The organism is Polynucleobacter corsicus (assembly GCF_018688255.1).
Lineage (GTDB): Bacteria > Pseudomonadota > Gammaproteobacteria > Burkholderiales > Burkholderiaceae > Polynucleobacter > Polynucleobacter corsicus.
Genome location: NZ_CP061314.1, coordinates 995873 through 1018611, shown reverse-complemented (window position 1 = coordinate 1018611; position 22739 = coordinate 995873). Strand labels below are relative to the sequence as shown.

Genomic DNA, 22739 nt, shown 5'->3' with positions numbered 1-22739 from the left:
ACAATCCCCTTTACGATACCTAATTAAGTAAAACGATTGACCCAATACAGGGCCAAAACACCATTTTTATTCTAATAGTCAAGTTTCGGCTATTAGGTCATGCCCTTGGGAGCTAATCACCGTTACTTTGATGATTTCACCAACACGGTAGCGCTTGGAAGGCTTACTTGAGGGTAGAACCCGCACCAGACCATCAATTTCAGGGGCATCCCCAATAGTTCGACCCACTCCACCGGATTCATCAACCCGATCAATGATGACCTGAATACGCTTACCTATTTTTTTAGCAAGTCGCTTGATTGAGATTTCCTCAGCTTTAGCCATGAAGCGAGCTCGGCGCTCCTCGCGTAACTCACTCGGAACTGGATTATCCAAAGCATTGGCAGTGGCCCCATCCACAGGCGAATAAGCAAAACAACCCGCGTGATCAATTTGAGCATCATCGAGGAAGTTCAATAGATGCAAAAACTCTTCCTCAGTCTCGCCAGGAAAACCGGCAATAAAAGTACTGCGAATGACCAGGTCCGGACAAGCCGTTCGCCATGCCTGAATACGCTCCAAATTCTTTTCGCCACTAGCGGGACGTTTCATGCGCTTAAGGACATCTGGATGCGAGTGTTGCAAAGGAATATCCAAATAAGGAAGTACGCCAAAACCGTGCTCAGAAAACTCAGCCATTAATGGCAGGACATCATCGACGTGTGGATATGGGTAAACATAATGTAAACGCACCCAAGCTTGATGCTCTCTCGCAATTTGGTTTAAGGCATTTACCAAATCAAACATTCGTGTCTTAACAGGTTTGCCATCCCAAAAGCCAGTGCGATATTGGATATCAACACCATAGGCACTCGTATCTTGCGAAACAACTAGCAACTCTTTCACACCTGATTCAAATAATTTTTTTGCCTCAAGCAAGACTTCACCAATTGGACGTGAAACTAAATCACCTCGCATGCTTGGGATAATGCAAAAAGTACAGCGGTGATTACAACCCTCAGATATCTTTAAGTACGCATAATGTTTTGGTGTGAGCTTGACGCCAATCGGTGGCAGCAAATCAGTAAAGGGATCATGCGGCTTTGGAAGATACAAATGAATAGCCTGCATCACCTCTTGGGTGGCATGCGGCCCAGTCACAGCAAGGACTTTAGGGTGTATGCTCTGAATGAGATCGCTGCCATCTGCATTTTTTCGGGCGCCTAAGCAACCCGTCACAATTACCTTGCCGTTTTCAGCCAAGGCTTCACCAATCGCCGCAAGGCTCTCCTCTACCGCGGAATCAATAAAGCCACAGGTGTTTACAACCACCAGATCGGCACCAGCATAATCTTTAGCGGTCTCATAGCCTTCAGCGCTGAGTTGCGTGAGGATGAGTTCGGAATCAACCAGCGCCTTAGGGCATCCCAAGGAAACAAAACCAACTTTACCTGCCACAATTATTCTTTTTCAGTCTTATTGGCTTGCCCAGCAAACGGGAAGCTACTAAACATGTTCGGGGAATTTTGCATTTGCTCTTGCATCTTCACGAACAGATCTTTGCTTTGATCCATATAATTACCCATGAGGCCTTGCATCATTGGGTTTTGCAGGTTCATCATTTTGGCCCAAGCCTCAGGTGTGCTACCCGCCCCCATGCCTTCACTTTGATCGCCCAACTTATTATGAATATCCACAAAAGATTGCATGGTTTTTTCAAGATAGCTACCCATCAAACCTTGCATAGAATTTCCATAGAAGCGAATGATTTGAGAAAGCATTTGAGTTGAAAAAACTGGAGCTCCGCCAGCCTCTTCTTCCAGAATAATTTGTAGCAAGATATTGCGAGTTAGATCATCTTCATTTTTTGCATCTACAACGCTAAAAGCATCGCCAGCCATCACTAAATTTTTAATATCAGCCAGCGTGACATAAGAGCTCGTTTGGGTGTCATATAAACGACGATTGGGATACTTCTTGATTAAGCGGCTGTCGCCGGCTTTTTTAGAACGTGTGGCCATGTAGTTTTTTCCTAACTCTTGTTACTGCAATGCAACATCGGCATAGTTTATCTCTAGTTTGAGCTAAAGGTAAATATGCCGATGATGAGACCACTAAAACTCTATTTTTATAAGATTTAGCCCGTGTGCAGGCCGCCATTTAAGGAGAAGTCAGCCCCGGTAGCGTAGCCACCATCAACAGAAGCAATCCAGCAGCAGATCGAGGCTATCTCCTCGGGGGTGCCTAAGCGCTTCACTGGAACACCGGCAACAATCTTTTCAAGGACATCTTCTCGAATGGCCTTGACCATATCAGTACCGATATAACCAGGGGAAACCGTATTCACTGTTACGCCTTTAGAAGCGAGCTCTTGTGACAAAGCCATCGTGAATCCGTGCAAGCCTGCTTTTGCTGTTGAATAGTTAGACTGACCAAACTGACCCTTTTGACCATTAACAGAAGAGATATTGATAATGCGACCCCAGCCGTTATCAGCCATGCCATCCACTACTTGTTTGGTAACGTTGAACAAAGAGTTGAGATTGGTATCAATCACTGCCTTCCACTGATCTGGGGTCATTTTGCGAAATACGCTGTCTTTAGTAATTCCAGCGTTATTCACCAAAACATCGACACGCCCCACTTCGGCCTTGACCTTATCAAAGGCAGCAACCGTACTTTCCCAGTCGGAAACATTACCCTCAGAAGCGATAAAGTCATAACCCAAAGCTTTTTGTTCGCCAATCCAGCGATCTTTGCGCGGGGAATTCGGGCCGCAGCCAGCGATGACCTTAAAGCCATCCTTGGCAAGACGCTGACAAATAGCGGTACCAATGCCACCCATACCACCAGTTACGTATGCAATCTTTTGAGTCATGTATTCCCCTTATGAAAATATTATTGAGCAGCTGTGGATATTTTTTCCTTCACGTACTTACCAGGCGCTGCCTCTAGTTTCTTGTAGCGTGTATTACCAAACGTCTTACTAGCTTTCACTTTCTTGCCACCAAAATCTTCTAACCATTTAGCGTAGTTAGGCCACCAACTACCTTTAATATCTTTTGCCGCAGCCAGCCACTCATCTGCAGTCTTGGCTAATGTATTGTTTTCGAAATAATGGCGCTTATTTTTTGCTGGTGGATTAATCACGCCAGCAATATGTCCAGAAGCGCCCAAAACAAATCGACTCTTACCCTTTAAGATATGCGTAGACTCATAAGCAGATTTCCAAGGCACGATGTGATCATCATGCGATGCGTAGATATAAGCTGGAACAGTAATTTTGCCTAGGTCCACTTTTTCTCCGCAAACGGTAAGCTTGCCGGGCTTGATTAATTCATTTTGCAAATAGGTATGGCGTAAATACCAGCAGTACATTGGACCAGGCAGATTGGTTGAGTCACCATTCCAATAGAGCAAATCAAACGGTGGAGGTGAATTACCCTTTAAGTAATTCTCGACAACATAATTCCAGACCAGGTCATTCGGGCGCAAGAAGGAAAAGGTATTACCCAAGTCCAAGCCAGACATCATGCCGAATTGGCCACCATCGCCGCCAATAGTGTTCTCACGTAACTTCACCATGCCTTCATCGATGAACACGTCTAGGATGCCGCTATCACTAAAATCTAACAGAGTAGTTAGCAAGGTTAAGCTGGCGACGTAATTATTTTTCCGCGCCGCTAGTACTGCCAAGGCGGTAGAAGTTAAAGTTCCGCCGACACAAAAGCCGAGAACGTTAATTAGATCAGTGTCACCAATATCCTTGACGACTTCAATCGCCTTGATGACACCGTCACCTACATAGTCATCCCAAGTAATTTTAGACATCGAAGCATCTGGATTTTTCCAAGAAACCAAGAAGACCGTATGACCTTGCTCAACCATGTAACGCACAACTGAGTTATCAGGTTGTAAATCTAAAATGTAGTACTTGTTAATACAAGGCGGCACCATTAAGTAAGGGCGCTCAAACACTGTTTCGGTTAGCGGCGTGTACTGAATTAATTCAAAGAGATCATTACGAAATACCACCTGACCTTCAGTTGTTGCAATATTCTTCCCGACTTCAAAAGCACTTTCATCTGTCTGAGAAACTTTTCCTTTTTTGAGGTCGCCAAGCAAATTCACAATACCGTTTTGAATAGACTGTCCCTGTGAACTAATAATATTTTCAAGAACCTCGGGATTAGTTGCAATAAAGTTGGATGGTGACAATGCATCAATCATTTGCTCTGTAGTGAACAAAATCTTGGTTTTGGTTTTTTCGTCTGCATCAACTGCTTTAGCAAGCGAAAGCAAATGTTTTGAGTTCAGCAAATAGGTTGCCGCAATCATCTTGCTCCATGAGGAATGCCAAGCTTTGCCGGAGAAGCGGCGATCTTTTACTTCGACATCTTCAGGATTAGTTGCAAGATGGGAGAACTCAGTGAAATATTCTTTTTGGATTTCCGCTAATCGTTCTGGGGGAATTAACGCCATATGGTGTGGAGCCAACGATGGCGCTACACCTGTATTCATGCCTGCAAACATAATGATCTCGTAAAGTTATTGAGACCATTCTCCATCTATCGGGCTGGAAGGGTTATACGCACTAACCCTAGCCCAAGAGCTAGGATAGCAATAACCCCAAGATTAAGCGCTTTCTGCAATCCAAATGAGGGAGGCAAAGCGACCCGTGGTCTTATCCCGTCGGTATGAAAAGAAGCGCTCCGGGTCACTAACGGTGCAAAACTCACCACCAGTAATTTGCCCTATACCCAGAGTACGTAAGCGATCTCTTGCCAGCAAATATAGATCAGCCAGGTACTTTCCAGGCAAGCCAATAACCGGAATAAAGGCCTTGGATAATATGCCATGGCCCTGCTGAGCAAAGGCTTGTAAAACATCTTCGCCCACTTCAAATGTACTCGGTCCAATTGCTGGACCCATCCACACACTGATATCACTTGGCATGAGGCCTGGAGATAGCGCGATCATTTCATCAATGGTGTTTTCCAGAACGCCGCCACTCAAACCGCGCCAACCAGCATGAGCCGCCCCAATGACATCGCCTGCTTTGCTTGTAAATAATACGGGCATGCAATCCGCAATCAAAATGGCTAGCACCTCATTTGGGATGTTGGTGACTGCAGCGTCTGCCTCAAAAGGCCCATTACCTAGGGCACTCCTCGAGGCCGGAGTACTTACTGTGACGCCATGAATCTGTTTGAGCCAAAGCGGCTCAGCGGGTAGCTCTGACCTGACGATGCTCCTGTTTTGGAGAACATCCATTAAATCGTCACCCGCATTCAGCCCAAGATTAAGACTATCAAATGGTGGCTTACTAATGCCGCCTTGCCTGGTAGTGCAAAAAGCTTGAATTTGCTGAGATACGGTCCAGCTTGGTTCAATCCTACTGAGCGCGTTGGTCATTTTTAATAGAGGCTAATAGAGCCTCTTCTCTTGGCAAGTCGGCTTCAGTCATTCCCACTAAAGGCAATAAATCAATCAAATCCTGGGGAGGTAATCTAAACCAGGTCATGACTTCCTGAGTTGTGGGGTGCTGCAGACTTAAGGCGTAAGCATGTAAAGCTTGGCGACTAAATGGCAATGATTTAGCAACTCCAGGAGTCCTCTTGCGATAGACCGGATCACCCAAAAGAGGGAAACCCAAAGACTCTAAATGAACCCGAATTTGATGGGTACGGCCAGTCTCTAAGCGGCACTCCAGTAAAGCAACTGAACTTTCTGTAAAGCTCCCCTTAGCCAGGCGCCGAAATAAGGTAGCGGCAGGCTTACCTTGAGCAGAACCAGCAGACATTTTGAGCCGATCGCGCTGATCTCGACCAACAGTCGCCAGCACCTTACCCTGAGAAGGGGCGTCACCCCACACCCATGATAGATAACGCCTCCCCACAGTTCGCTCTTGAAGCTGCCTTACCAGTGAGGTTTGGGCAATATCGGTTCTAGCAACCACCATGAGTCCAGAGGTGTCTTTATCTAGGCGATGAACAATTCCTGCTCTTGGAAGCTGCTTGAGCTCCGGAAAGCGATATAGCAAGGCATTTAACAGGGTTCCGGTCCAATTACCGGCGGCAGGATGCACCACGAGTCCAGCAGGTTTATTGACCACAATAATGGAGTCATCTTCATAAACAACATCTAGGGGAATATTTTCAGGAGAAAAAGCGAACTGCTCGGGCATTTCTTGAGGAAACACCTTAATACTCTCGCTCCCACGAAGTAAATGACGCACTTTGGTGACTTTTCCATCGACCGTTACCGCCCCAGCCTCAACCCAGGATTTAAGGCGATTGCGGGAATAATCAGGCAAAGCGCCGCCAAGAAACTTATCCAAACGCTCTCCGCTGACCTCGGGAGGAACTTCTAGGGCTATGAAATCCTCATCATCGATATAATCAATGGGATTCGAATCGGGAGTATGCGGCAATGCCACGCTTAAAGAGCCTTTTAGTTATGTCGGACGTTATTACAGACGCCAGTTTAAGGCTTGCGACCACCCTTGGGTCATCTTCCAGAAAATCGCTCATTTCTCTCATTGTCGGCGCTAGCGCTGTTTGCCTTGTCCTGAGTGGATGTGCAGGCAGTGATGGCCAAAAAGATGACACGGATATTTGGTCAGAAACAAAGCTGTATTCCGAAGCCAATGAGAAAATGAAAGATGCGGACTATGCAAAGTGCGGCAAGTATTTTGAAAAGTTAGAAGGTCGCTTCCCATTTGGACCCTATTCTCAACAGGCACAAATTAATGCTGCCTTCTGCTATTGGAAAGCACAAGAGCAAGCCCAAGCCCTAGTTGCCATCGATCGATTTATTAAGCTGCATCAAGGCAGTCCCAACTTAGATTACGGCTATTACCTCAAAGGCTTAATCAGCTTTAATGATGATTTAGGTTGGCTCGGTAAATTTACAGGGCAAGATTTAAGTGAGCGAGATCCAAAGGCGGCTAAAGAAGCTTTTGAATCTTTCAAGGTTGTTGTTGAGCGTTTTCCTGATAGTAAGTATGCGCCTGACTCTTTGGATCGAATGCGTTACATCGTCAACTCATTAGCGGAGGCTGACGTGATTGTGGCTCGCTTCTACTATCAACGCGGCGCTTACCTAGCCTCAGCCAATAGAGCTCAGCTGGTTATACGAGATTATGATCGCGCACCAGCCGTTGAGGAGGCGCTCTACCTACTGACGAAGTCTTATGAAAAGCTGGGCATGACTGACCTCAGTAACGATGCGGCTCGCGTCTTTAAGCTCAACTTCCCTGACAGTCAAATGTTGATAACTGGTCAACGCGTTCAAAAAGAACGTCGCTGGTGGCAGATCTGGAATAAGTAATAATCAATAAAGCCGGTAGCTTTACTCAGTAAGCACCGGCACCCTCTGCGCTAATGCGCAAATCAGTTCATAGCCGATGGTGCCGCTCATTTGAGCCACATCATCTACTGGTACCTCGTTACCCCATAGCTCCACCACACTGCCTATCTTGGCGTTGGGCGCCTCGCGCAGATCAATCGTCACCATGTCCATGGAGACTCGTCCAGCAATTGGGCAAATGACGCCATCGCCCTGGGCATCAGCAGCCTCAACCCATACCGGCGTGCCATCTTCCGCATGACGTGGATATCCGTCGGCATAGCCACCAGCGATCACACCAATACGCATATCTTCTGGAGCTTCATAGCGACCACCGTAACCGACGTGGTCACCTTGCTTGAGGTTTTGGATGTCGATGATTTCACTACGCAAACTCATCACCGCCTGGAATTCAGAGCGGACGATATCAGCATGCACCCCAGTTGGCGAAACGCCGTACAGCAGAATACCCGGGCGCACCCAATCACCTAATGCATTGCGATGCCAAAGGATAGTGGCTGAATTGGCTAAGGAAGATGGTGCCTCAAGTCCTTCGGTGGTTTTGTTGAAACACTCCATTTGCTCTCCGACCGTTGGCGAATGATCAACCTGGTCCGCATTAGCAAAGTGAGTCATGTGATGCAGATGGTATCCGGCAGCATGCAAGCGATGAAAAGCCGTGCGATATTCTTCTGGCCTAAAACCAAGGCGATTCATTCCCGAATTCAGTTTCAGAAAGACATTTATTGGGCGACCCGAATAATTTTCAAAGCCTTCAAGCCATGTAACCTGCTTCTCACTATGAACCACTAAGTCACATTCAAGCTTAATTACCAGCTCGAGCTCTCGCTGACTAAACAGCCCCTCTAATAAAAGAATGCGACCCTCCCAACCATGGTCCCTTAGCCATTGCGCATCTGCAATATCTAGCAAGGCAAAGCCATCGGTAGATTCCAACCCCTTAAATGCAGCTTCGAGGCTGTGGCCATAGGCTTTTGCCTTCACAACTGACCAGATCTTAGATTCTGGGGCAAGCTCCCGAATACGGCCTAAATTATGTCGGAAGGCATCAGTGTGTATAGTTGCCACAATAGGCCTACTAATAAAGCGGTTAGCCGACTGACTCATTTACACCCTCCTTTCATGTTTTAATTAATTAATGACTAGATTGTACGAATGAACCGAAGTTTTTACATCATTATGGCGGCGCAATTTTTTTCGTCGCTTGCAGATAACGCCTTGCTGATCGCAGCAATCGCCCTCTTGGTACAGCTTAATGCTCCGGCCTGGATGACTCCTTTACTCAAATTATTCTTTGTCCTCTCCTATGTATTGCTGGCAGCCTTTGTGGGAGCCTTTGCTGACTCCCGCCCCAAGGGGAATGTCATGTTCATCACCAATACGATTAAGTTTATCGGTTGCGTAGTCATGCTGTTCGGAAGCCATCCTTTACTGGCCTATGCGATTGTGGGCCTGGGAGCTGCTGCCTATTCTCCTGCTAAATACGGCATTCTCACCGAGCTACTCCCGCCTGAAAAGCTGGTAGCTGCCAACGGCTGGATTGAGGGGCTTACTGTAGGCTCCATCATCATGGGTACCGTTCTTGGCGGCGTCCTGATTAGCAAGTCCGTATCTGAGAGTCTCTTGGGATTTGACGTACCCGTCCTCGAAACTGGCATCGATACTGCGGCAGAGTCTGCCATCACGATCATCATGATGATTTATGTGGTGGCAGCTCTGATTAATTTACGCATCCCCGACACTGGGGCCCAATACGAGTCACAAAAGACTAATCCAATTGAGTTGATCAAAGATTTTGCTGTCTGCTTTAAGACGCTTTGGGATGATCGTCTTGGTCAGATCTCGTTAGCAGTCACCACTTTGTTTTGGGGTGCTGGCGCCACTTTGCAATTTATTGTGATTAAGTGGGCTCAGGTTGCTCTTCATATGACCCTATCCCAAGGAGCTATTCTTCAAGCAATATCTGCATTTGGTGTCGCCGGAGGAGCTATGTATGCAGCCTGGCGTATACCTCTCAGAAGTTCACTGAAAGTACTCCCATATGGAATTGCCATGGGTTTAGTTGTTTGCGTCATGGCTATCTATAACTCAAACATGCTTCCCAATATCACTGTCTTGACTATTGGGAATTTTGAGATTTCACTCAATTTGCTACCGGCTTATTTTCTATTGGTATTAGTTGGATGGTTAGCGGGCTATTTTGTGGTGCCTATGAACGCCCTACTTCAGCATCGCGGGCATGTACTGATGTCAGCTGGCCACTCGATTGCCGTTCAAAACTTTAATGAAAATATTTCTGTTTTGATGATGCTCTTAATCTACTCCGGATTGATTTGGTTGGATGTACCAATTCAGGCGGTCATTATTGGCTTTGGTCTAGCTGTTAGCGTGATCATGTGGCTGGTCATTAAACGTCATGCCACCAATCAAGCCGAATACGACTCCATGCATTTAATTGGTGAACATAAGCACTAAGCCCAAGGCTTAGATATTTTGCAGGACTGATTTTGCAAGCAGTAGATCTTGCCAAAATAGAGCCTTATCCTTTGACCTTGAAAGCAACTGATTTAATTCAAAAGTAGCGATCAGCGGCAGATCCTCTGCTCCGTCAGCGTTAATTGCTAAGACAGTTTCGCGAAGCTCTGGCAGCGCATCTCGTTCACCAGATAATTTTTGTGCGGCAGCGCCACCAAAAGCTAAGGCAACTATGGGCTTTCCATTTTGCGGCAATAGCTCGGGATTAAATTTATCCGCGGGATTTTTCCAAGACCACTCTTGTGGAGTTAAACCAAGAGCCCGAATGATGTTTTGAAAAAGGGCTTCGGCATCACCCTGAGGTTTGTTACCAAAAAACCACCAGATTCCTAAAGAATGACGCTCTTGTGTTTCTGTAGCAGCCTGATCATTGCTTACCTCCGCAGCAAGTATTGCTTGCATGGGTTCTGGAGCAGCGTCGCGCGATGTCCACTCAGTGATACCCATTTCTTTAAGATAGGTGGAATTTGTACTCATAGTCATGCCTTAAGCTTAATCGATTTAGCCAAAACTAGGGCGTCTTCACGCAAGCCATTGACAGCATCGACTGGATAATAATTTTTACGTAAACCAATTTGCTCATACCCGAGGCTTTGATAGAGATGAAGTGCTGCCTCGTTGCTAGGACGAACCTCTAAAATAATCCGAGGCATATTTTGTTGTGCAGCCACACCTTCAATTGCATTCATCATTTTTACGCCAATACCCAAGCGACGTAATTTGGGTGAAACAGTAATATTTAAAAGATGTAACTCATCTACAGCAGGAAACAAGATGCAATAAGCCCAAAGAATATCGGGATCTAAATAACTCCCTTTTACCGCATCTGCTAATTGGGGCCTCACGCAATAAGCCCAGTGACCCGCAGCCAATGAGTCTGAGAAATTACCCTTAGTCCATGGGTGAATGTGTGAAACAGCTTCAATAGCCAGAACCGAATCTAAATCTGCCGCAGTCATAGGCAAAAATGAAAGCTCAGAAACGCCTTCAGTATTGGATTGCACAGAGTTAAGGCTATCGGCCATGTTGTTGACTACGCTCTGCAGAAGTCAGCGCTACCTTATTGCGAATGTATAGCGGCTCTAGTAGGTGAACGTCTTGTTGCAGACCTTGACTCCACATATCTTGGGCACAAGCTAAAACGCCTAAGGCACTGACCCCTATGCTTGAATCAAGACGAGCGCTAGAAAATGGACTGGGAGCGCTAGCAAGAAGACGATCGCCAAACTCAGCAATTGCACTACCTGCTAAAAAATCAATCTGCGTGAGCTCAACTCCCTCTGGAGCAGTCAGATGAATATCACCTTGACGCGCAGGCAATGAATTTGCTCCAACTCGGTAATTGGCCCAGTAAACCTCTTCCATACGAGCATCAACAGCGATGACAAAAGATTGCGCCCCTGATGCAACAAATGCAGGAGTTTGAACCAGTTGACTGGCAATGGAATCTAGACTGGCAACAGGAAGCACTGGCAAGCGAGCAGCTGTTGCCAAACCCTGAACAGCAGCAACGCCAAGGCGAACGCCTGTAAAAGCCCCAGGACCGATTCCTACGGCTATGGCATCGAGGTCAGCAAGTTTGATCGAGGCTTCAGATAATAACTCTTGAACCCAAGGCAATAAAAGTTGGCTAGCCCCAGCCGTTACCTTTTGGTGGCGAACTATGGGGGGAGCGTTATCTAAAGATAAAGCCACCGAACACCATGCCGAGGAGGTATCGATGGCCAATATATGGGTCAATTGGAACTCTCTTGATCTTATGAACTCAAGCTTGCAATGATATCTGGTGGCGCCTGAACTAGCTCAATCAATACGCCCTCACCGCACAGAGGAAACTCTTCATTTCCTTTGGGGTGAATGAAAGTAATGTCATGACCTCCCGCTCCATTGCGTATACCACCAGGGGCAAAGCGAAGACCTCGGGCAGACAACCATTCGACAGCCTTTGGAAGGTCATCAACCCATAAACCAATGTGATTGAGTGGTGTTTGATGAACAGCAGGCTTCTTTTCAATATCAAACGGCTGCATCAAATCCACTTCAATCTCATGAGCACCTATGCCAATAGCGCAAATATCCTCATCGACGTTTTCACGCTCGGACACAAAAGTGCTTTTGTACTCAAAACCTAATAAGTCAACCCAAAGCTTACGAAGACGGGTCTTATCTTCGCCACCGATAGCAATCTGCTGAATCCCCAATATCTTGAATGGTTTAGTCATGATTGCTCTATTCGAAGCGAATAATCAATTGATCAACTGACAAGCTTTCACCAACATTGGCACAAATTTCAGCAACGATGCCATCTTGAGCAGCAATAAGTGTGTTCTCCATCTTCATTGCTTCAATTGCAGCCAACTTCTGCCCAGCCGTAACAGCCTCACCAACATTTACAGAAATATTAGTCAACAGACCTGGCATTGGTGACATCACTAACTTTGAGGTATCTGCTGGGACTTTAACCAACATACGGCGCTGAAGCTCGGCACCGAGGGGACTAAGCACCATGCACTCAAAATGGGCGCCATCTAAAACAAGAGCGTATTTCACACCCTTACGCTCAACCTGTGCAGTAATTTTTTGTGTGCCATTGATGGTAGCGTATAAACAAATTTCACCTGGACGCCATTTGCTAACGATGTTGTAACGACTAACATCACCTCCCTCTTCAATATAGACAGAGTAAATGCCATCTTTAAGCTCCACCCGGATAGGGATTTCTTTGATATCTTCGCTTGAGCCTACCTGCGATCCAGTAACAACTACAAACCTCTTCGCAATAGTCATTTCATGACCAGCTAACTGGCCATCAATCATTTTGATGTGCTCAAGATAACGATAGCGCATGAATGCCGCCAGGGCTGCCAAACGTTTAGGATCAGCTGGTTGCACAGAGTCCTTTTTGAAACCATCTGGATACTCTTCAGCAATAAAGCCAGTTGTAAAGTCTCCCGATACAAATCGGGGGTGCTGCAATAAAGCAGCTTGAAAAGGAATATTTGAGTGGATGCCACGAATAACGAAGTCGTTAAGCGCAGAGCGCATCTTTTCAATTGCTTCAGTACGATCCTTACCATGCACAATCAGCTTGGCAATCATGGAGTCGTAATACATCGGGATCTCGCCACCCTCATAGACGCCTGTATCGACACGCACGCCATCAAGCTCTGCTGGCGGACGGTATTTTACTAAGCGGCCAGTCGATGGCAAGAAGTTACGAAATGGATCGTCCGCATTAATACGGCATTCCATCGACCAACCATCTAGCTTGATATCTTCCTGCTTAAATGCCAGCTTTTCACCAGCAGCTACACGAATCATCTGCTCAACCAAATCCAGACCGGTAATACCTTCAGTTACTGGGTGCTCTACTTGCAGACGGGTGTTCATCTCGAGGAAATAGAATGACTTATCTTTACCCACAACAAACTCTACGGTACCGGCAGATTGATAGTTCACAGCCTTTGCTAAAGCAACGGCTTGCTCTCCCATTGCCTTGCGTGTTGCAGGATCAATAAAGGGAGACGGGGCCTCTTCAATGACCTTTTGATGACGGCGCTGAATAGAACAATCACGCTCACCAAGATACACAATATTGCCATGTGCATCTCCCAGAACCTGAATCTCAATATGACGAGGACCTTCAACAAATTTTTCAATGAAGACGCGATCATCGCCAAAGCTATTAAGAGCCTCAGTGCGACAGGCTGTAAATCCTTCGAAAGTCTCTTTATCGTTAAAGGCTACACGTAGGCCTTTACCACCACCACCTGCTGATGCCTTAATCATGACGGGATAGCCAATACCTTGGGCAATCTTGACAGCATCTTCCGCTTTTTCAATTGCTTCGTTAAATCCAGGGATCGTATTGACCTTAGCTTCTAAGGCAAGCTTTTTGGAAGCAATCTTGTCGCCCATCGCTGCGATAGACTGATGCTTAGGGCCAATAAAAACGATGCCCTCTTCCTCACAACGACGTGCAAATTGCTCATTCTCGGATAAGAAACCGTAGCCAGGATGCACTGCTTCGGCGCCAGTATCTTTGCAGGCCTGAATGATGCGATCCATCACTAGGTAGGATTCACGTGATGGTGCGGGCCCAATACAAACCGCTTCATCAGCCATCTGTACATGACGAGCTTCCTTATCAGCTTCAGAGTAGACGGCAACCGTCTTAATACCCATCTTTTTAGCGGTTTTCATTACACGGCAAGCAATCTCGCCGCGGTTAGCAATCAAAATTTTCTTAAACATTTTTGTAGTCATGATTTTTCCGGCGCCTTAAAGGGGGATATTGCCGTGTTTGCGCGGTGGATTTGTAAGCTCTTTATCCTTAAGCATTGCCAGAGACCGTGAGATACGTTTACGTGTTTCATGAGGCAAGATCACATCGTCTATATAGCCGCGACGACCAGCTACAAATGGATTGGCAAACTTGGCCTTGTACTCAGCTTCACGAGCTGTAATTTTTGCCGGATCAGACTTTTCTTCGCGGAAGATAATTTCAACAGCCCCTTTGGGGCCCATTACTGCAATTTCAGCTGAGGGCCAAGCGAAGTTCACATCGCCCCGCAAGTGCTTAGAGGCCATCACATCATAAGCGCCACCATAAGCCTTACGAGTAATGAGCGTGACCTTAGGAACGGTGCAATCCGCATAAGCGTAGAGCAACTTTGCGCCATGCTTGATGATGCCGCCATATTCCTGAGAGGTGCCCGGCATAAATCCTGGGACATCAACTAAAGTAACTACTGGAATATTAAAGGCATCGCAAAAGCGAACAAAACGTGCAGCTTTGATGGATGCCTTGATATCTAAGCAACCTGCTAAAACCAAAGGCTGGTTAGCGACAATTCCAATCGAGCGACCTTCCATGCGCGCAAAACCAATCAAGATGTTTTTAGCGTAATCAGGCTGGAGCTCAAAGAACTCACCATCATCAACAATTTTCCTGATCAATTCTTTCATATCGTAAGGCTGATTTGGATTGCTTGGCACCAATGTATCGAGCGAGAAATCAGGCTCTTCGGTACGCTGCGCCCCATTGATCATGGGCGGCTTTTCGCGATTCGATAATGGCAGGTAATTAAAGAAGCGGCGGAGCATCATGATGGCATCAACGTCATTATCAAAAGCCAGATCGCAAACCCCTGAAATAGTCGAGTGAGTTATTGCGCCGCCAAGCTCTTCAGCAGTGACATCCTCATGCGTTACCGTCTTCACGACTTCAGGGCCAGTCACAAACATATAAGAACTATCTTTGACCATGAAGATAAAATCAGTTAAGGCTGGCGAATATACAGCCCCACCCGCTGATGGGCCCATGATCAAAGAGATTTGAGGAATAACACCCGAAGCAGTAACATTACGCTGGAAAATTTCAGCATAGCCACCTAAGGAAGCAACACCTTCTTGAATACGCGCACCACCAGAATCATTTAAGCCAATAACAGGAGCGCCTACCTTCAGCGCCTGATCCATAATCTTACAAATCTTCTCCGCATGAGCCTCTGAAAGCGAGCCTCCTAACACGGTGAAGTCTTGTGAAAATACAAAGACCAAGCGGCCATTAATCATGCCATAGCCAGTAACAACGCCATCACCCGGTACAGTCTGATCAGCCATACCAAAATCATGGCAACGATGCTCAACAAACATATCCCACTCTTCAAAGGTGCCGGCATCTAGCAAGAGCTCAATACGCTCGCGTGCAGTTAACTTACCTTTGGAGTGTTGAGCAGCTATACGCTTTTGCCCGCCACCTAATCTGGCGAGCTCACGCTTTGCTTCTAGCTGTTGAATGATTTCCTTCATAACTACTCCTTAGAAAAATTCGTGACCCATTGCCTCGAGCAAACGCCTGGCAGCAACCGAGGCAGCCATCGTTCCTTGATTCACCTCAGCGCTCAGACTGGGCAAAAGTGCTTGTACTGCTGGGTGGTTCTGAAAAGCATTCTTGAGGCCTGCATCAATCCGATCCCACATCCAAGCCCCCGCTTGTTGCTTACGACGCGATGCTAATTGACCGTTCGCATTTTGTAGCTTCTGAAAATGCAGAATTTTTTCCCACAGCTCAGGAACGCCATTACCCTCAAGAGCACTCAAAGTCATGACGGTCGGATGCCAATGCTCCAAATGATGTGAGGCATGGTCAGGGTTACCTTGAAAGCCCAATAGTCGCAAAGAGCTGGTGATAAATAGTTGTGCGCGCATGGCGGCATCAGGATCGATATCCACCTTATTAATCACAATCAGATCAGCAATTTCCATCACGCCTTTTTTAATTGCTTGCAGATCATCACCTGCATTAGGCAGTTGTAATAAGAGGAACATGTCCGTCATACCAGCAACGGCAATTTCACTTTGACCTACGCCTACGGTTTCAACGATCACAATGTCAAATCCTGCGGCTTCGGCAACTAACATTGCCTCCCGCGTTTTTTCGGCTACGCCACCCAAGGTGCAAGATGATGGGCTCGGACGAATGAAGGCGTTATCTAAAACGGATAGCCTCTCCATGCGAGTCTTATCACCCAAGATAGAGCCGCCCGATAAGCTCGAGGATGGATCTATAGCCAGAACCGCAACGCGATGACCTTTTGCAATTAAATCTAAGCCTAAGGTTTCGATGAGAGTAGATTTGCCAACGCCAGGCACGCCTGATATGCCCAAGCGAAAGGACTTACCCGTCTTTGGCAATAAAGTATTGAGAACCTCATCAGCGCGCTGACGATGGTCTATGCGGGTGGATTCGAGCAAGGTAATAATCTTGGCTAATGCTCGGCGTTGGGCTAATGAGGGCGCATCGGTGAGGTCATTCACTAAGACTTGGTCTACTGCATTGAGCATGCTGATTTCTTTTTATCTAAAGTTAATCAGGCTTTGCAGATTTGCGGATCTGCTCGAGTACATCCTTAGCAGACGCCGGAATCGGAGTACCTGGGCCGTAAATGCCCTTAACTCCGGCCTCATATAAGAACTCATAATCCTGTCTTGGAATGACCCCGCCCACGAAGACAATGATGTCGTCAGCACCTTGCTTTTTCAATTCGGCAATGATGGCGGGAACTAAAGTCTTATGACCCGCTGCCAAAGTGGAAACTCCTAAAGCATGCACATCATTCTCAATGGCTTGACGAGCACACTCTTCAGGCGTTTGGAATAAGGGCCCAATATCAACGTCAAAACCTAAATCAGCAAAGGCGGTCGCAACCACTTTAGCGCCACGATCATGACCATCCTGGCCAAGTTTGGCAATCATCACACGCGGACGACGACCAAAGTCTTTTGCGAAATCAGCGATCTCGACTTTCAATTTATCCCAACCTTCGGCTGAGTCATAAGCAGCTGCATACACACCGGTCACCTTTTGAGTATCGGCGCGATGGCGCCCGTAAACTTTTTCCAATGCATCAGAAACTTCGCCAACCGTAGCGCGCAAACGTATCGCTTGGACAGCCAATTCCAATAGGTTGCCAGTATTTTCTTCTGCGGCTTTAGTTAATGCCTCTAATGCTGCCTCTACTTTTTTGGAGTCGCGCTTCGCCTTGATGTCTTTTAAGCGAGCAACTTGGCTTTCACGAACCTTATCGTTGTCAATCATCAACACATCAACTAAGTCTTCTTTTCCAAGCTTGTATTTATTGACGCCCACAATCACATCAGAGCCTGAATCAATCTTCGCTTGTTTCTCAGCAGCCGCAGCTTCAATCTTGAGCTTAGCCCAACCGCTCTCGACCGCCTTAGTCATACCACCCATGGCATCGACTTCTTGCACGATCTCCCAAGCTTTATCAGCCATCTCTTGAGTGAGATTTTCCATCATGTAAGAGCCAGCCCAGGGATCGATCACGCTAGTGATATGAGTTTCTTCTTGCAGAATTAATTGAGTGTTGCGGGCTATACGGCTAGAGAACTCAGACGGCAAAGCAATCGCTTCATCGAAGGAATTGGTATGCAAGGATTGTGTGCCACCAAATACAGCGGCCATGGCTTCAACTGTGGTGCGAACAACGTTGTTATATGGATCCTGCTCAGTTAAAGACCAGCCAGATGTTTGGCAGTGTGTACGTAACATCAAAGACTTTGGATTCTTTGGCTCGAAGGACTTCATAATGCGCCACCATAGAAGACGTGCAGCGCGTAACTTAGCAACCTCTAAGTAAAAGTTCATACCGATAGCAAAAAAGAAGGAGAGACGGCCAGCAAAGCCATCAACGTCCAAGCCTTTTGCCAAAGCAGTTTTGACATACTCTTTACCGTCAGCCAATGTGAATGCCAATTCGAGAACTTGGTTCGCGCCTGCCTCTTGCATGTGATAACCCGAAATCGAGATCGAGTTAAATTTCGGCATGTGTTTGGCGGTGTATTCAATAATGTCGCCGATGATGCGAATTGAAGGCTCTGGTGGGTAGATGTAGGTATTGCGCACCATAAACTCTTTCAGAATGTCATTCTGAATCGTGCCTGACAGCAACTCTTGCTTCACGCCTTGCTCTTCACCAGCAACGATATAACCAGCCAATACTGGCAACACTGCTCCGTTCATCGTCATGGAAACGGATACCTTGTCCAACGGAATCCCATCGAACAAGATTTTCATATCTTCGACTGAATCGATGGCCACACCTGCCTTACCAACGTCACCCGTCACGCGCGGATGATCGGAGTCGTAACCACGATGAGTCGCCAAGTCAAAAGCAACAGAAACACCCTGACCGCCTGCATCCAGAGCCTTGCGATAAAACGCATTGGACTCTTCCGCAGTTGAGAAGCCAGCGTACTGGCGAATGGTCCAAGGGCGCACTGAATACATGGTTGCCTGTGGACCACGTACAAAAGGCTCAAAGCCTGGCAAAGAATGCGTGTACTGAAGGTCCTCGGTATCTTTGGCCGTATACAAGGCTTTCAGATGAATACCGTCTGGCGTTTGCCAACCTAATTTATCAACATCACCATTGGGCGCTGACTTTTGGGCTGATTTTTTCCAGGCATCTAAATCGCAATCTGGCACATTAGGCCAAGTATTGGATGAACTCGATGCAGACTTTTTATCACTTGAACTCACAAAGCACTCCCGGTTGGCTTTTCACATCATCACTAATTCTGTAGGGATATTTTGCTTGACTTTTCTGAATTTGTCTAGATACTGTATACATAATTATGAATACAAAACTAATAAACAGGCCTCTATATGAAGATGTTGCCGAGCGCTTACGAGAGCAAATCTTCGCGCATGAACTAGCTCCTGGGAGCTGGCTGGATGAACAAAGCCTGGCTGTTGCCTTTGGAATAAGCCGCACACCTATGCGTGAAGCCATCAAGGTGCTTGCGTCCGAAGGCCTTGTAACCAGCAAAATGAATAAAGGCTCTTATGTCACCGAGGTTGATAGGCGTGATTTAGAGCAAATCTTTACCGTTCTCTCCCTACTAGAGGGTCAGGCAGCCAAAGAAACAGCAATTAATGCTACTGAAGCCCAGCTAACCCAATTAGATGATTTGCATCACCGCCTAGAAAAGGCTGCTGCAGATCGCGATATTGGGCAGTTTTTTGAATTTAATGTCAAATTTCATGAATTAATTCAAGAAATTGCAGGAAATAAGTGGATGAATGGGGTTATTGATGACCTGCGTAAAGTGCTTAAACTCCAAAGGCGCGATTCTTTAAGTAGAGGGGGCCGCCTTTTAAGCTCCCTGCTTGAGCATCGGGAAATTCTCCAGGCCATTCTCAAGAGAGATCCCGTAGCAGCAGAGCTGGCTATGCGCAATCACCTCGCTAGAGGGCTTGAGGCTACGAAATAAAAGATACGCTACAAATGCTATAAAGAACAAAGGCTTAGGTGATTAACCTAAGCCTTTTAGCGTAAATCTAGTTAATTAAGAAAATTACTTCTTAACAACAAAGTTTCCTGGCAATTTAGCAATATAAGCAGCCATATCGAGAAGATCAGCATCGCTATACGGCTTAGCCTGAGAAGACATTACTGCATTGTTACGACCAAACTGCGGATTAGATCCGCCAACTTGGTAAGCGCGCAAAGCGTAGTAAAGGTAATCAGCATGCTGACCGGCCAACTTTGGATAAGCGGGCAAGATTGGAGCATTAAGACCAGCACCATGACAGGAGGCGCAGTTGCCCTTCTCTACAAGTGCTTGACCTTTTTCGGCGCTAGCTGCTTGAGCCAAGCCAATGCTAGAAAACAAAATGGCGGTAATTAGTGCGAATTTCATAAACGTGCCTCTAAATATCACTTCAATGGGTTATTAGGTGAGCTGGCAGTTTGCGCAGCATAGTATTCGCCGAGGTCAGCCATGTCTTGATCGGACAAGCTACCTGCGATCGAACGCATCGTTGGATGCTTTCTTTCACCTTTTTTGTAGGCCGCTAAAGAGCTGGCAATGTAAGCGGCATTTTGACCGCCAATCATGGGGACTTTGTACACCAAAGGATAGTCAGCGCGGTATTCAGGGATGGCATGGCAACCAATACAGAGCCAAACCTTGCCTTGTCCAGCTTGGGCAGAACCTTTGACGTCTTGAGCTTGAGCTGAGAATCCGGAAAAGCCCAAAGCAGCGCAGAGGGTCAATTGGGAAAGTAAGAGGTGTTTTTTCATAGAAATCAGTAGTAACAAGTTTGATTCAAATCAATTTGGAGAGAGTATAGCGGAGACGAGCCAAGATCCCCTGTTTTCACCCCTTGAAATGAGTAAAAACACAGAAAGTAGCGACCCTTTTACCTATACTTGATGGCTATTCACAGACAAATTAATTACCCTCACCATGACTAAGATCCAATCCCGCTTCGACGGCTCGCAAAGCTATGTAGCTACTGATGACTTGAAATTGGCCGTCAATGCCGCGATACAGCTTCAGCGCCCTCTTTTAATTAAAGGGGAGCCGGGAACAGGTAAAACCATGCTGGCCGAGGAAGTAGCTGCAGCCCTGAACATGCCACTAATGCAATGGCACATTAAATCGACTACCAAGGCGCAACAAGGCCTTTATGAATACGATGCCGTCAGCCGATTAAGAGACTCCCAACTGGGCGATGAAAAGGTCAATGACATTCGCAATTACATTGTGAAAGGTGTTCTTTGGCAAGCATTTGAAGCAGATGAACCCGTTGTTTTGTTGATTGATGAGATTGATAAAGCCGATATTGAGTTTCCGAACGACCTCTTGCGAGAAATCGACCGCATGGAGTTCTACGTATACGAAACACGTGAGTTGATCAAAGCGAAGCACCGCCCTCTTGTCATCATCACTTCAAACAATGAAAAAGAATTACCAGATGCATTTTTGCGTCGCTGCTTCTTCCACTACATTTCTTTTCCAGACGCAGGAACAATGCAAAGCATTGTGGATGTCCATCATCCCAATATCAAGCAAGAGTTATTGGAAGCGGCGCTTCAATCTTTTTATCAAATCCGCTCTTTACCAGGCTTAAAAAAGAAACCATCCACTTCTGAACTCATAGACTGGTTAAAGCTTCTACTTGCAGAAGATATTCCTGCCGAGTCTCTGTATAGCGGTGATGACAAAATTACGATTCCTCCTCTGCATGGAGCACTTCTTAAAAACGAGCAAGATATTCATCTCTTTGAGCGTTTAGTGATGATGAACCGCAATCACCGCTGATCTGACAAGCCAATATTTTTAATATCTGAATCATGTTGATTCAATTCTTTTTTAATCTTAAAGAGGCCAAAGTGCCTGTTTCCGTGCGGGAATTTTTAACGCTGCTAGAAGCTTTAAAGGAAGGTGTTATTCAACCGTCGATTGATGAGTTTTATCAACTGGCCCGGATGACCTTAGTTAAGGATGAGCAGCACTTTGATCACTTCGATCAAGTATTTGGCTCCTACTTTAATGGTGTAGAGCAAATCATCGCCTCAGCTCCCGATATTCCTTTGGACTGGCTTGAGAAAAAACTACAACGCGTATTAACAGAAGAAGAAAAGGCTGCACTCAAAAAACTAGGTGGGCCAGAAGCGCTACAAAAGCGCCTTCAAGAGCTTTTGAAAGAGCAAAAAGAATGGCATGGTGGTGGTAATAAATGGATTGGTGCAGGTGGCTCATCGCCGTTTGGGCATAGTGGTTTCCACCCAGAAGGTATTCGTATTGGTGGCGAGAGTGCGGGCAATCGTACAGCTATCAAAGTCTGGGAAGCCCGAGAGTTTAAAGACTATGACAGCAACCTCAGTTTGGGAACGCGCAATATCAAAATGGCTTTACGTCGCCTACGTCGATTTGCCAGAGAAGGCTCGAATCTAGAGTTAGATCTCGATAAAACGATTCACTCGACTGCTGCAAATGCAGGGATGCTCGACATTCAAATGCGTCCAGAGCGTCACAACCAGGTCAAAGTTTTGTTACTGATGGACGTGGGCGGTTCGATGGATGATCACATTGCGCGTATCTCTGAATTATTTACCGCTGTCAAAACAGAATTCAAACACTTAGAGTATTACTATTTTCATAATTGCGTATATGAAAATCTCTGGCAAAGCAATCGTCGCAGGCGCGATCAAGTTACGGTGACTCAAGACATTATTAATAAGTATGGTCCCGACTACAAACTCATTTTCATTGGAGATGCCACTATGTCTCCTTATGAAATTCTGAGCCCCAATGGGTCGGTTGAGTACAACAATCGAGAAGCTGGTGCGGCGTGGATTAATCGCCTCATTGAGCACTTCCCGCACTTTGCTTGGCTTAATCCAGAGCCAGAATCAGTTTGGCAGTATCGGCAATCAATCGACATCATGAAAGCTCTCATGAAAGACCGCATGTATCCTGTGACACTAAATGGCCTCGAGAGTGCCATGCGTCAACTATCAAAGTAATCCAGTAAG

The 22739-nt window shown here is 46.4% G+C and carries 22 protein-coding genes; 5 read left to right on the top strand and 17 right to left on the bottom strand.

Going from position 1 to position 22739, the window contains the following annotated elements; translation table 11 throughout:
• Positions 1-78 precede the first annotated feature (78 nt).
• The 6 genes from rimO to C2747_RS05290 all read right to left on the bottom strand — a co-directional run bounded on the left by rimO (position 79) and on the right by C2747_RS05290 (position 6418).
• Positions 79-1437 carry a 30S ribosomal protein S12 methylthiotransferase RimO gene (rimO, locus tag C2747_RS05315; RefSeq protein WP_215332995.1) on the bottom strand — a complete coding sequence of 453 codons (1359 nt, stop codon included), beginning with the start codon at positions 1435-1437 and terminating at the stop codon, positions 79-81.
• A gap of 2 nt (positions 1438-1439) precedes the next feature.
• On the bottom strand, positions 1440-2000 hold the full coding sequence (gene phaR, locus C2747_RS05310) for a polyhydroxyalkanoate synthesis repressor PhaR (protein WP_215332994.1): 561 nt from the start codon (positions 1998-2000) through the stop codon (positions 1440-1442).
• 116 nt (positions 2001-2116) lie between these two features.
• Positions 2117-2857 carry a 3-ketoacyl-ACP reductase gene (locus C2747_RS05305; RefSeq protein ID WP_215332993.1) on the bottom strand — a complete coding sequence of 247 codons (741 nt, stop codon included), beginning with the start codon at positions 2855-2857 and terminating at the stop codon, positions 2117-2119.
• Between the two features lie 20 nt (positions 2858-2877).
• Positions 2878-4512: a class I poly(R)-hydroxyalkanoic acid synthase gene (gene phaC / locus C2747_RS05300; RefSeq protein ID WP_215332992.1), complete on the bottom strand. Its 1635-nt coding sequence runs from the start codon at positions 4510-4512 to the stop codon at positions 2878-2880.
• Between the two features lie 102 nt (positions 4513-4614).
• Positions 4615-5394, bottom strand: a complete 780-nt coding sequence (pgeF, locus tag C2747_RS05295) for a peptidoglycan editing factor PgeF (protein WP_215332991.1) — start codon at positions 5392-5394, stop codon at positions 4615-4617.
• Positions 5375-6418: an RluA family pseudouridine synthase gene (locus C2747_RS05290; protein WP_215332990.1), complete on the bottom strand. Its 1044-nt coding sequence runs from the start codon at positions 6416-6418 to the stop codon at positions 5375-5377. Before C2747_RS05290 ends, pgeF begins: the two co-directional genes overlap by 20 nt.
• Before the next feature lie 20 nt (positions 6419-6438).
• Between C2747_RS05290 and C2747_RS05285 the strand changes: the two genes are divergently transcribed.
• On the top strand, positions 6439-7311 hold the full coding sequence (locus tag C2747_RS05285) for an outer membrane protein assembly factor BamD (protein ID WP_215332989.1): 873 nt from the start codon (positions 6439-6441) through the stop codon (positions 7309-7311).
• Positions 7312-7332: 21 nt separating this feature from the next.
• Here C2747_RS05285 and alr read toward each other — a convergent pair whose 3' ends face one another.
• Positions 7333-8433, bottom strand: coding sequence for an alanine racemase (gene alr / locus C2747_RS05280; RefSeq protein WP_215333093.1), 1101 nt, complete (start codon positions 8431-8433; stop codon positions 7333-7335).
• A 72-nt stretch (positions 8434-8505) separates the two neighbouring features.
• On the opposite strand from alr, the gene lplT reads away from it, so the two are divergent.
• Positions 8506-9825, top strand: a complete 1320-nt coding sequence (gene lplT, locus C2747_RS05275) for a lysophospholipid transporter LplT (RefSeq protein ID WP_215332988.1) — start codon at positions 8506-8508, stop codon at positions 9823-9825.
• 9 nt (positions 9826-9834) lie between these two features.
• Here lplT and C2747_RS05270 read toward each other — a convergent pair whose 3' ends face one another.
• Genes C2747_RS05270 through scpA form a run of 8 tightly spaced genes read right to left on the bottom strand, consistent with a single transcriptional unit; the run spans position 9835 to position 18898 of the window.
• On the bottom strand, positions 9835-10362 hold the full coding sequence (locus C2747_RS05270; protein ID WP_215332987.1) for a DNA polymerase III subunit psi: 528 nt from the start codon (positions 10360-10362) through the stop codon (positions 9835-9837).
• A 2-nt stretch (positions 10363-10364) separates the two neighbouring features.
• Positions 10365-10910, bottom strand: coding sequence for a ribosomal protein S18-alanine N-acetyltransferase (rimI, locus tag C2747_RS05265; RefSeq protein WP_215332986.1), 546 nt, complete (start codon positions 10908-10910; stop codon positions 10365-10367).
• The gene (gene tsaB, locus C2747_RS05260; protein WP_251374837.1) at positions 10900-11625 is read right to left on the bottom strand and encodes a tRNA (adenosine(37)-N6)-threonylcarbamoyltransferase complex dimerization subunit type 1 TsaB; all 726 of its coding nucleotides are present in this window, start codon (positions 11623-11625) and stop codon (positions 10900-10902) included. The genes rimI and tsaB overlap by 11 nt, the downstream gene beginning before the upstream one ends.
• 17 nt (positions 11626-11642) lie before the next feature.
• Positions 11643-12107, bottom strand: a complete 465-nt coding sequence (locus tag C2747_RS05255; protein WP_215332985.1) for a VOC family protein — start codon at positions 12105-12107, stop codon at positions 11643-11645.
• Between the two features lie 7 nt (positions 12108-12114).
• A complete protein-coding gene (gene accC / locus C2747_RS05250) occupies positions 12115-14139 on the bottom strand; it encodes an acetyl-CoA carboxylase biotin carboxylase subunit (protein WP_215333091.1) in 2025 nt (674 codons plus the stop codon).
• 27 nt (positions 14140-14166) lie between these two features.
• On the bottom strand, positions 14167-15699 hold the full coding sequence (locus C2747_RS05245) for an acyl-CoA carboxylase subunit beta (RefSeq protein WP_215332984.1): 1533 nt from the start codon (positions 15697-15699) through the stop codon (positions 14167-14169).
• Positions 15700-15708: 9 nt separating this feature from the next.
• Positions 15709-16734: a methylmalonyl Co-A mutase-associated GTPase MeaB gene (meaB, locus tag C2747_RS05240; protein WP_215332983.1), complete on the bottom strand. Its 1026-nt coding sequence runs from the start codon at positions 16732-16734 to the stop codon at positions 15709-15711.
• A gap of 22 nt (positions 16735-16756) precedes the next feature.
• A complete protein-coding gene (scpA, locus tag C2747_RS05235) occupies positions 16757-18898 on the bottom strand; it encodes a methylmalonyl-CoA mutase (protein WP_215333090.1) in 2142 nt (713 codons plus the stop codon).
• A 149-nt stretch (positions 18899-19047) separates the two neighbouring features.
• On the opposite strand from scpA, the gene C2747_RS05230 reads away from it, so the two are divergent.
• Positions 19048-19686 (top strand): GntR family transcriptional regulator, encoded by a 639-nt coding sequence (locus C2747_RS05230; RefSeq protein ID WP_215332982.1) that lies wholly within the window; start codon positions 19048-19050, stop codon positions 19684-19686.
• Between the two features lie 84 nt (positions 19687-19770).
• On the opposite strand, the gene C2747_RS05225 is transcribed toward C2747_RS05230, so the two are convergent.
• Both C2747_RS05225 and C2747_RS05220 read right to left on the bottom strand, forming a co-directional pair.
• Positions 19771-20115, bottom strand: coding sequence for a c-type cytochrome (locus C2747_RS05225; RefSeq protein WP_215332981.1), 345 nt, complete (start codon positions 20113-20115; stop codon positions 19771-19773).
• Positions 20116-20132: 17 nt separating this feature from the next.
• Entirely contained in the window at positions 20133-20498 is a 366-nt protein-coding gene (locus C2747_RS05220; RefSeq protein WP_251374836.1) for a c-type cytochrome, read from the bottom strand.
• Positions 20499-20664: 166 nt separating this feature from the next.
• Here C2747_RS05220 and C2747_RS05215 point away from each other — a divergent pair, with 166 nt between their 5' ends.
• Both C2747_RS05215 and C2747_RS05210 read left to right on the top strand, forming a co-directional pair.
• A complete protein-coding gene (locus tag C2747_RS05215) occupies positions 20665-21522 on the top strand; it encodes an AAA family ATPase (RefSeq protein WP_215332980.1) in 858 nt (285 codons plus the stop codon).
• A 32-nt stretch (positions 21523-21554) separates the two neighbouring features.
• Positions 21555-22730, top strand: a complete 1176-nt coding sequence (locus C2747_RS05210) for a vWA domain-containing protein (RefSeq protein ID WP_215332979.1) — start codon at positions 21555-21557, stop codon at positions 22728-22730.
• Positions 22731-22739: the final 9 nt, after the last annotated feature.

Coding starts and splice junctions, on each gene's coding strand:
- phaR (WP_215332994.1), bottom strand. CDS start 2,000: ATGGCCACACGTTCTAAAAAAGCCGGCGACAGCCGCTTAATCAAGAAG.
- C2747_RS05305 (WP_215332993.1), bottom strand. CDS start 2,857: ATGACTCAAAAGATTGCATACGTAACTGGTGGTATGGGTGGCATTGGT.
- phaC (WP_215332992.1), bottom strand. CDS start 4,512: ATGTTTGCAGGCATGAATACAGGTGTAGCGCCATCGTTGGCTCCACAC.
- pgeF (WP_215332991.1), bottom strand. CDS start 5,394: ATGACCAACGCGCTCAGTAGGATTGAACCAAGCTGGACCGTATCTCAG.
- C2747_RS05285 (WP_215332989.1), top strand. CDS start 6,439: ATGTCGGACGTTATTACAGACGCCAGTTTAAGGCTTGCGACCACCCTT.
- lplT (WP_215332988.1), top strand. CDS start 8,506: ATGAACCGAAGTTTTTACATCATTATGGCGGCGCAATTTTTTTCGTCG.
- C2747_RS05270 (WP_215332987.1), bottom strand. CDS start 10,362: ATGAGTACAAATTCCACCTATCTTAAAGAAATGGGTATCACTGAGTGG.
- rimI (WP_215332986.1), bottom strand. CDS start 10,910: ATGGCCGATAGCCTTAACTCTGTGCAATCCAATACTGAAGGCGTTTCT.
- C2747_RS05255 (WP_215332985.1), bottom strand. CDS start 12,107: ATGACTAAACCATTCAAGATATTGGGGATTCAGCAGATTGCTATCGGT.
- accC (WP_215333091.1), bottom strand. CDS start 14,139: ATGTTTAAGAAAATTTTGATTGCTAACCGCGGCGAGATTGCTTGCCGT.
- C2747_RS05245 (WP_215332984.1), bottom strand. CDS start 15,699: ATGAAGGAAATCATTCAACAGCTAGAAGCAAAGCGTGAGCTCGCCAGA.
- meaB (WP_215332983.1), bottom strand. CDS start 16,734: ATGCTCAATGCAGTAGACCAAGTCTTAGTGAATGACCTCACCGATGCG.
- C2747_RS05230 (WP_215332982.1), top strand. CDS start 19,048: ATGAATACAAAACTAATAAACAGGCCTCTATATGAAGATGTTGCCGAG.
- C2747_RS05225 (WP_215332981.1), bottom strand. CDS start 20,115: ATGAAATTCGCACTAATTACCGCCATTTTGTTTTCTAGCATTGGCTTG.
- C2747_RS05220 (WP_251374836.1), bottom strand. CDS start 20,498: ATGAAAAAACACCTCTTACTTTCCCAATTGACCCTCTGCGCTGCTTTG.
- C2747_RS05215 (WP_215332980.1), top strand. CDS start 20,665: ATGACTAAGATCCAATCCCGCTTCGACGGCTCGCAAAGCTATGTAGCT.
- C2747_RS05210 (WP_215332979.1), top strand. CDS start 21,555: ATGTTGATTCAATTCTTTTTTAATCTTAAAGAGGCCAAAGTGCCTGTT.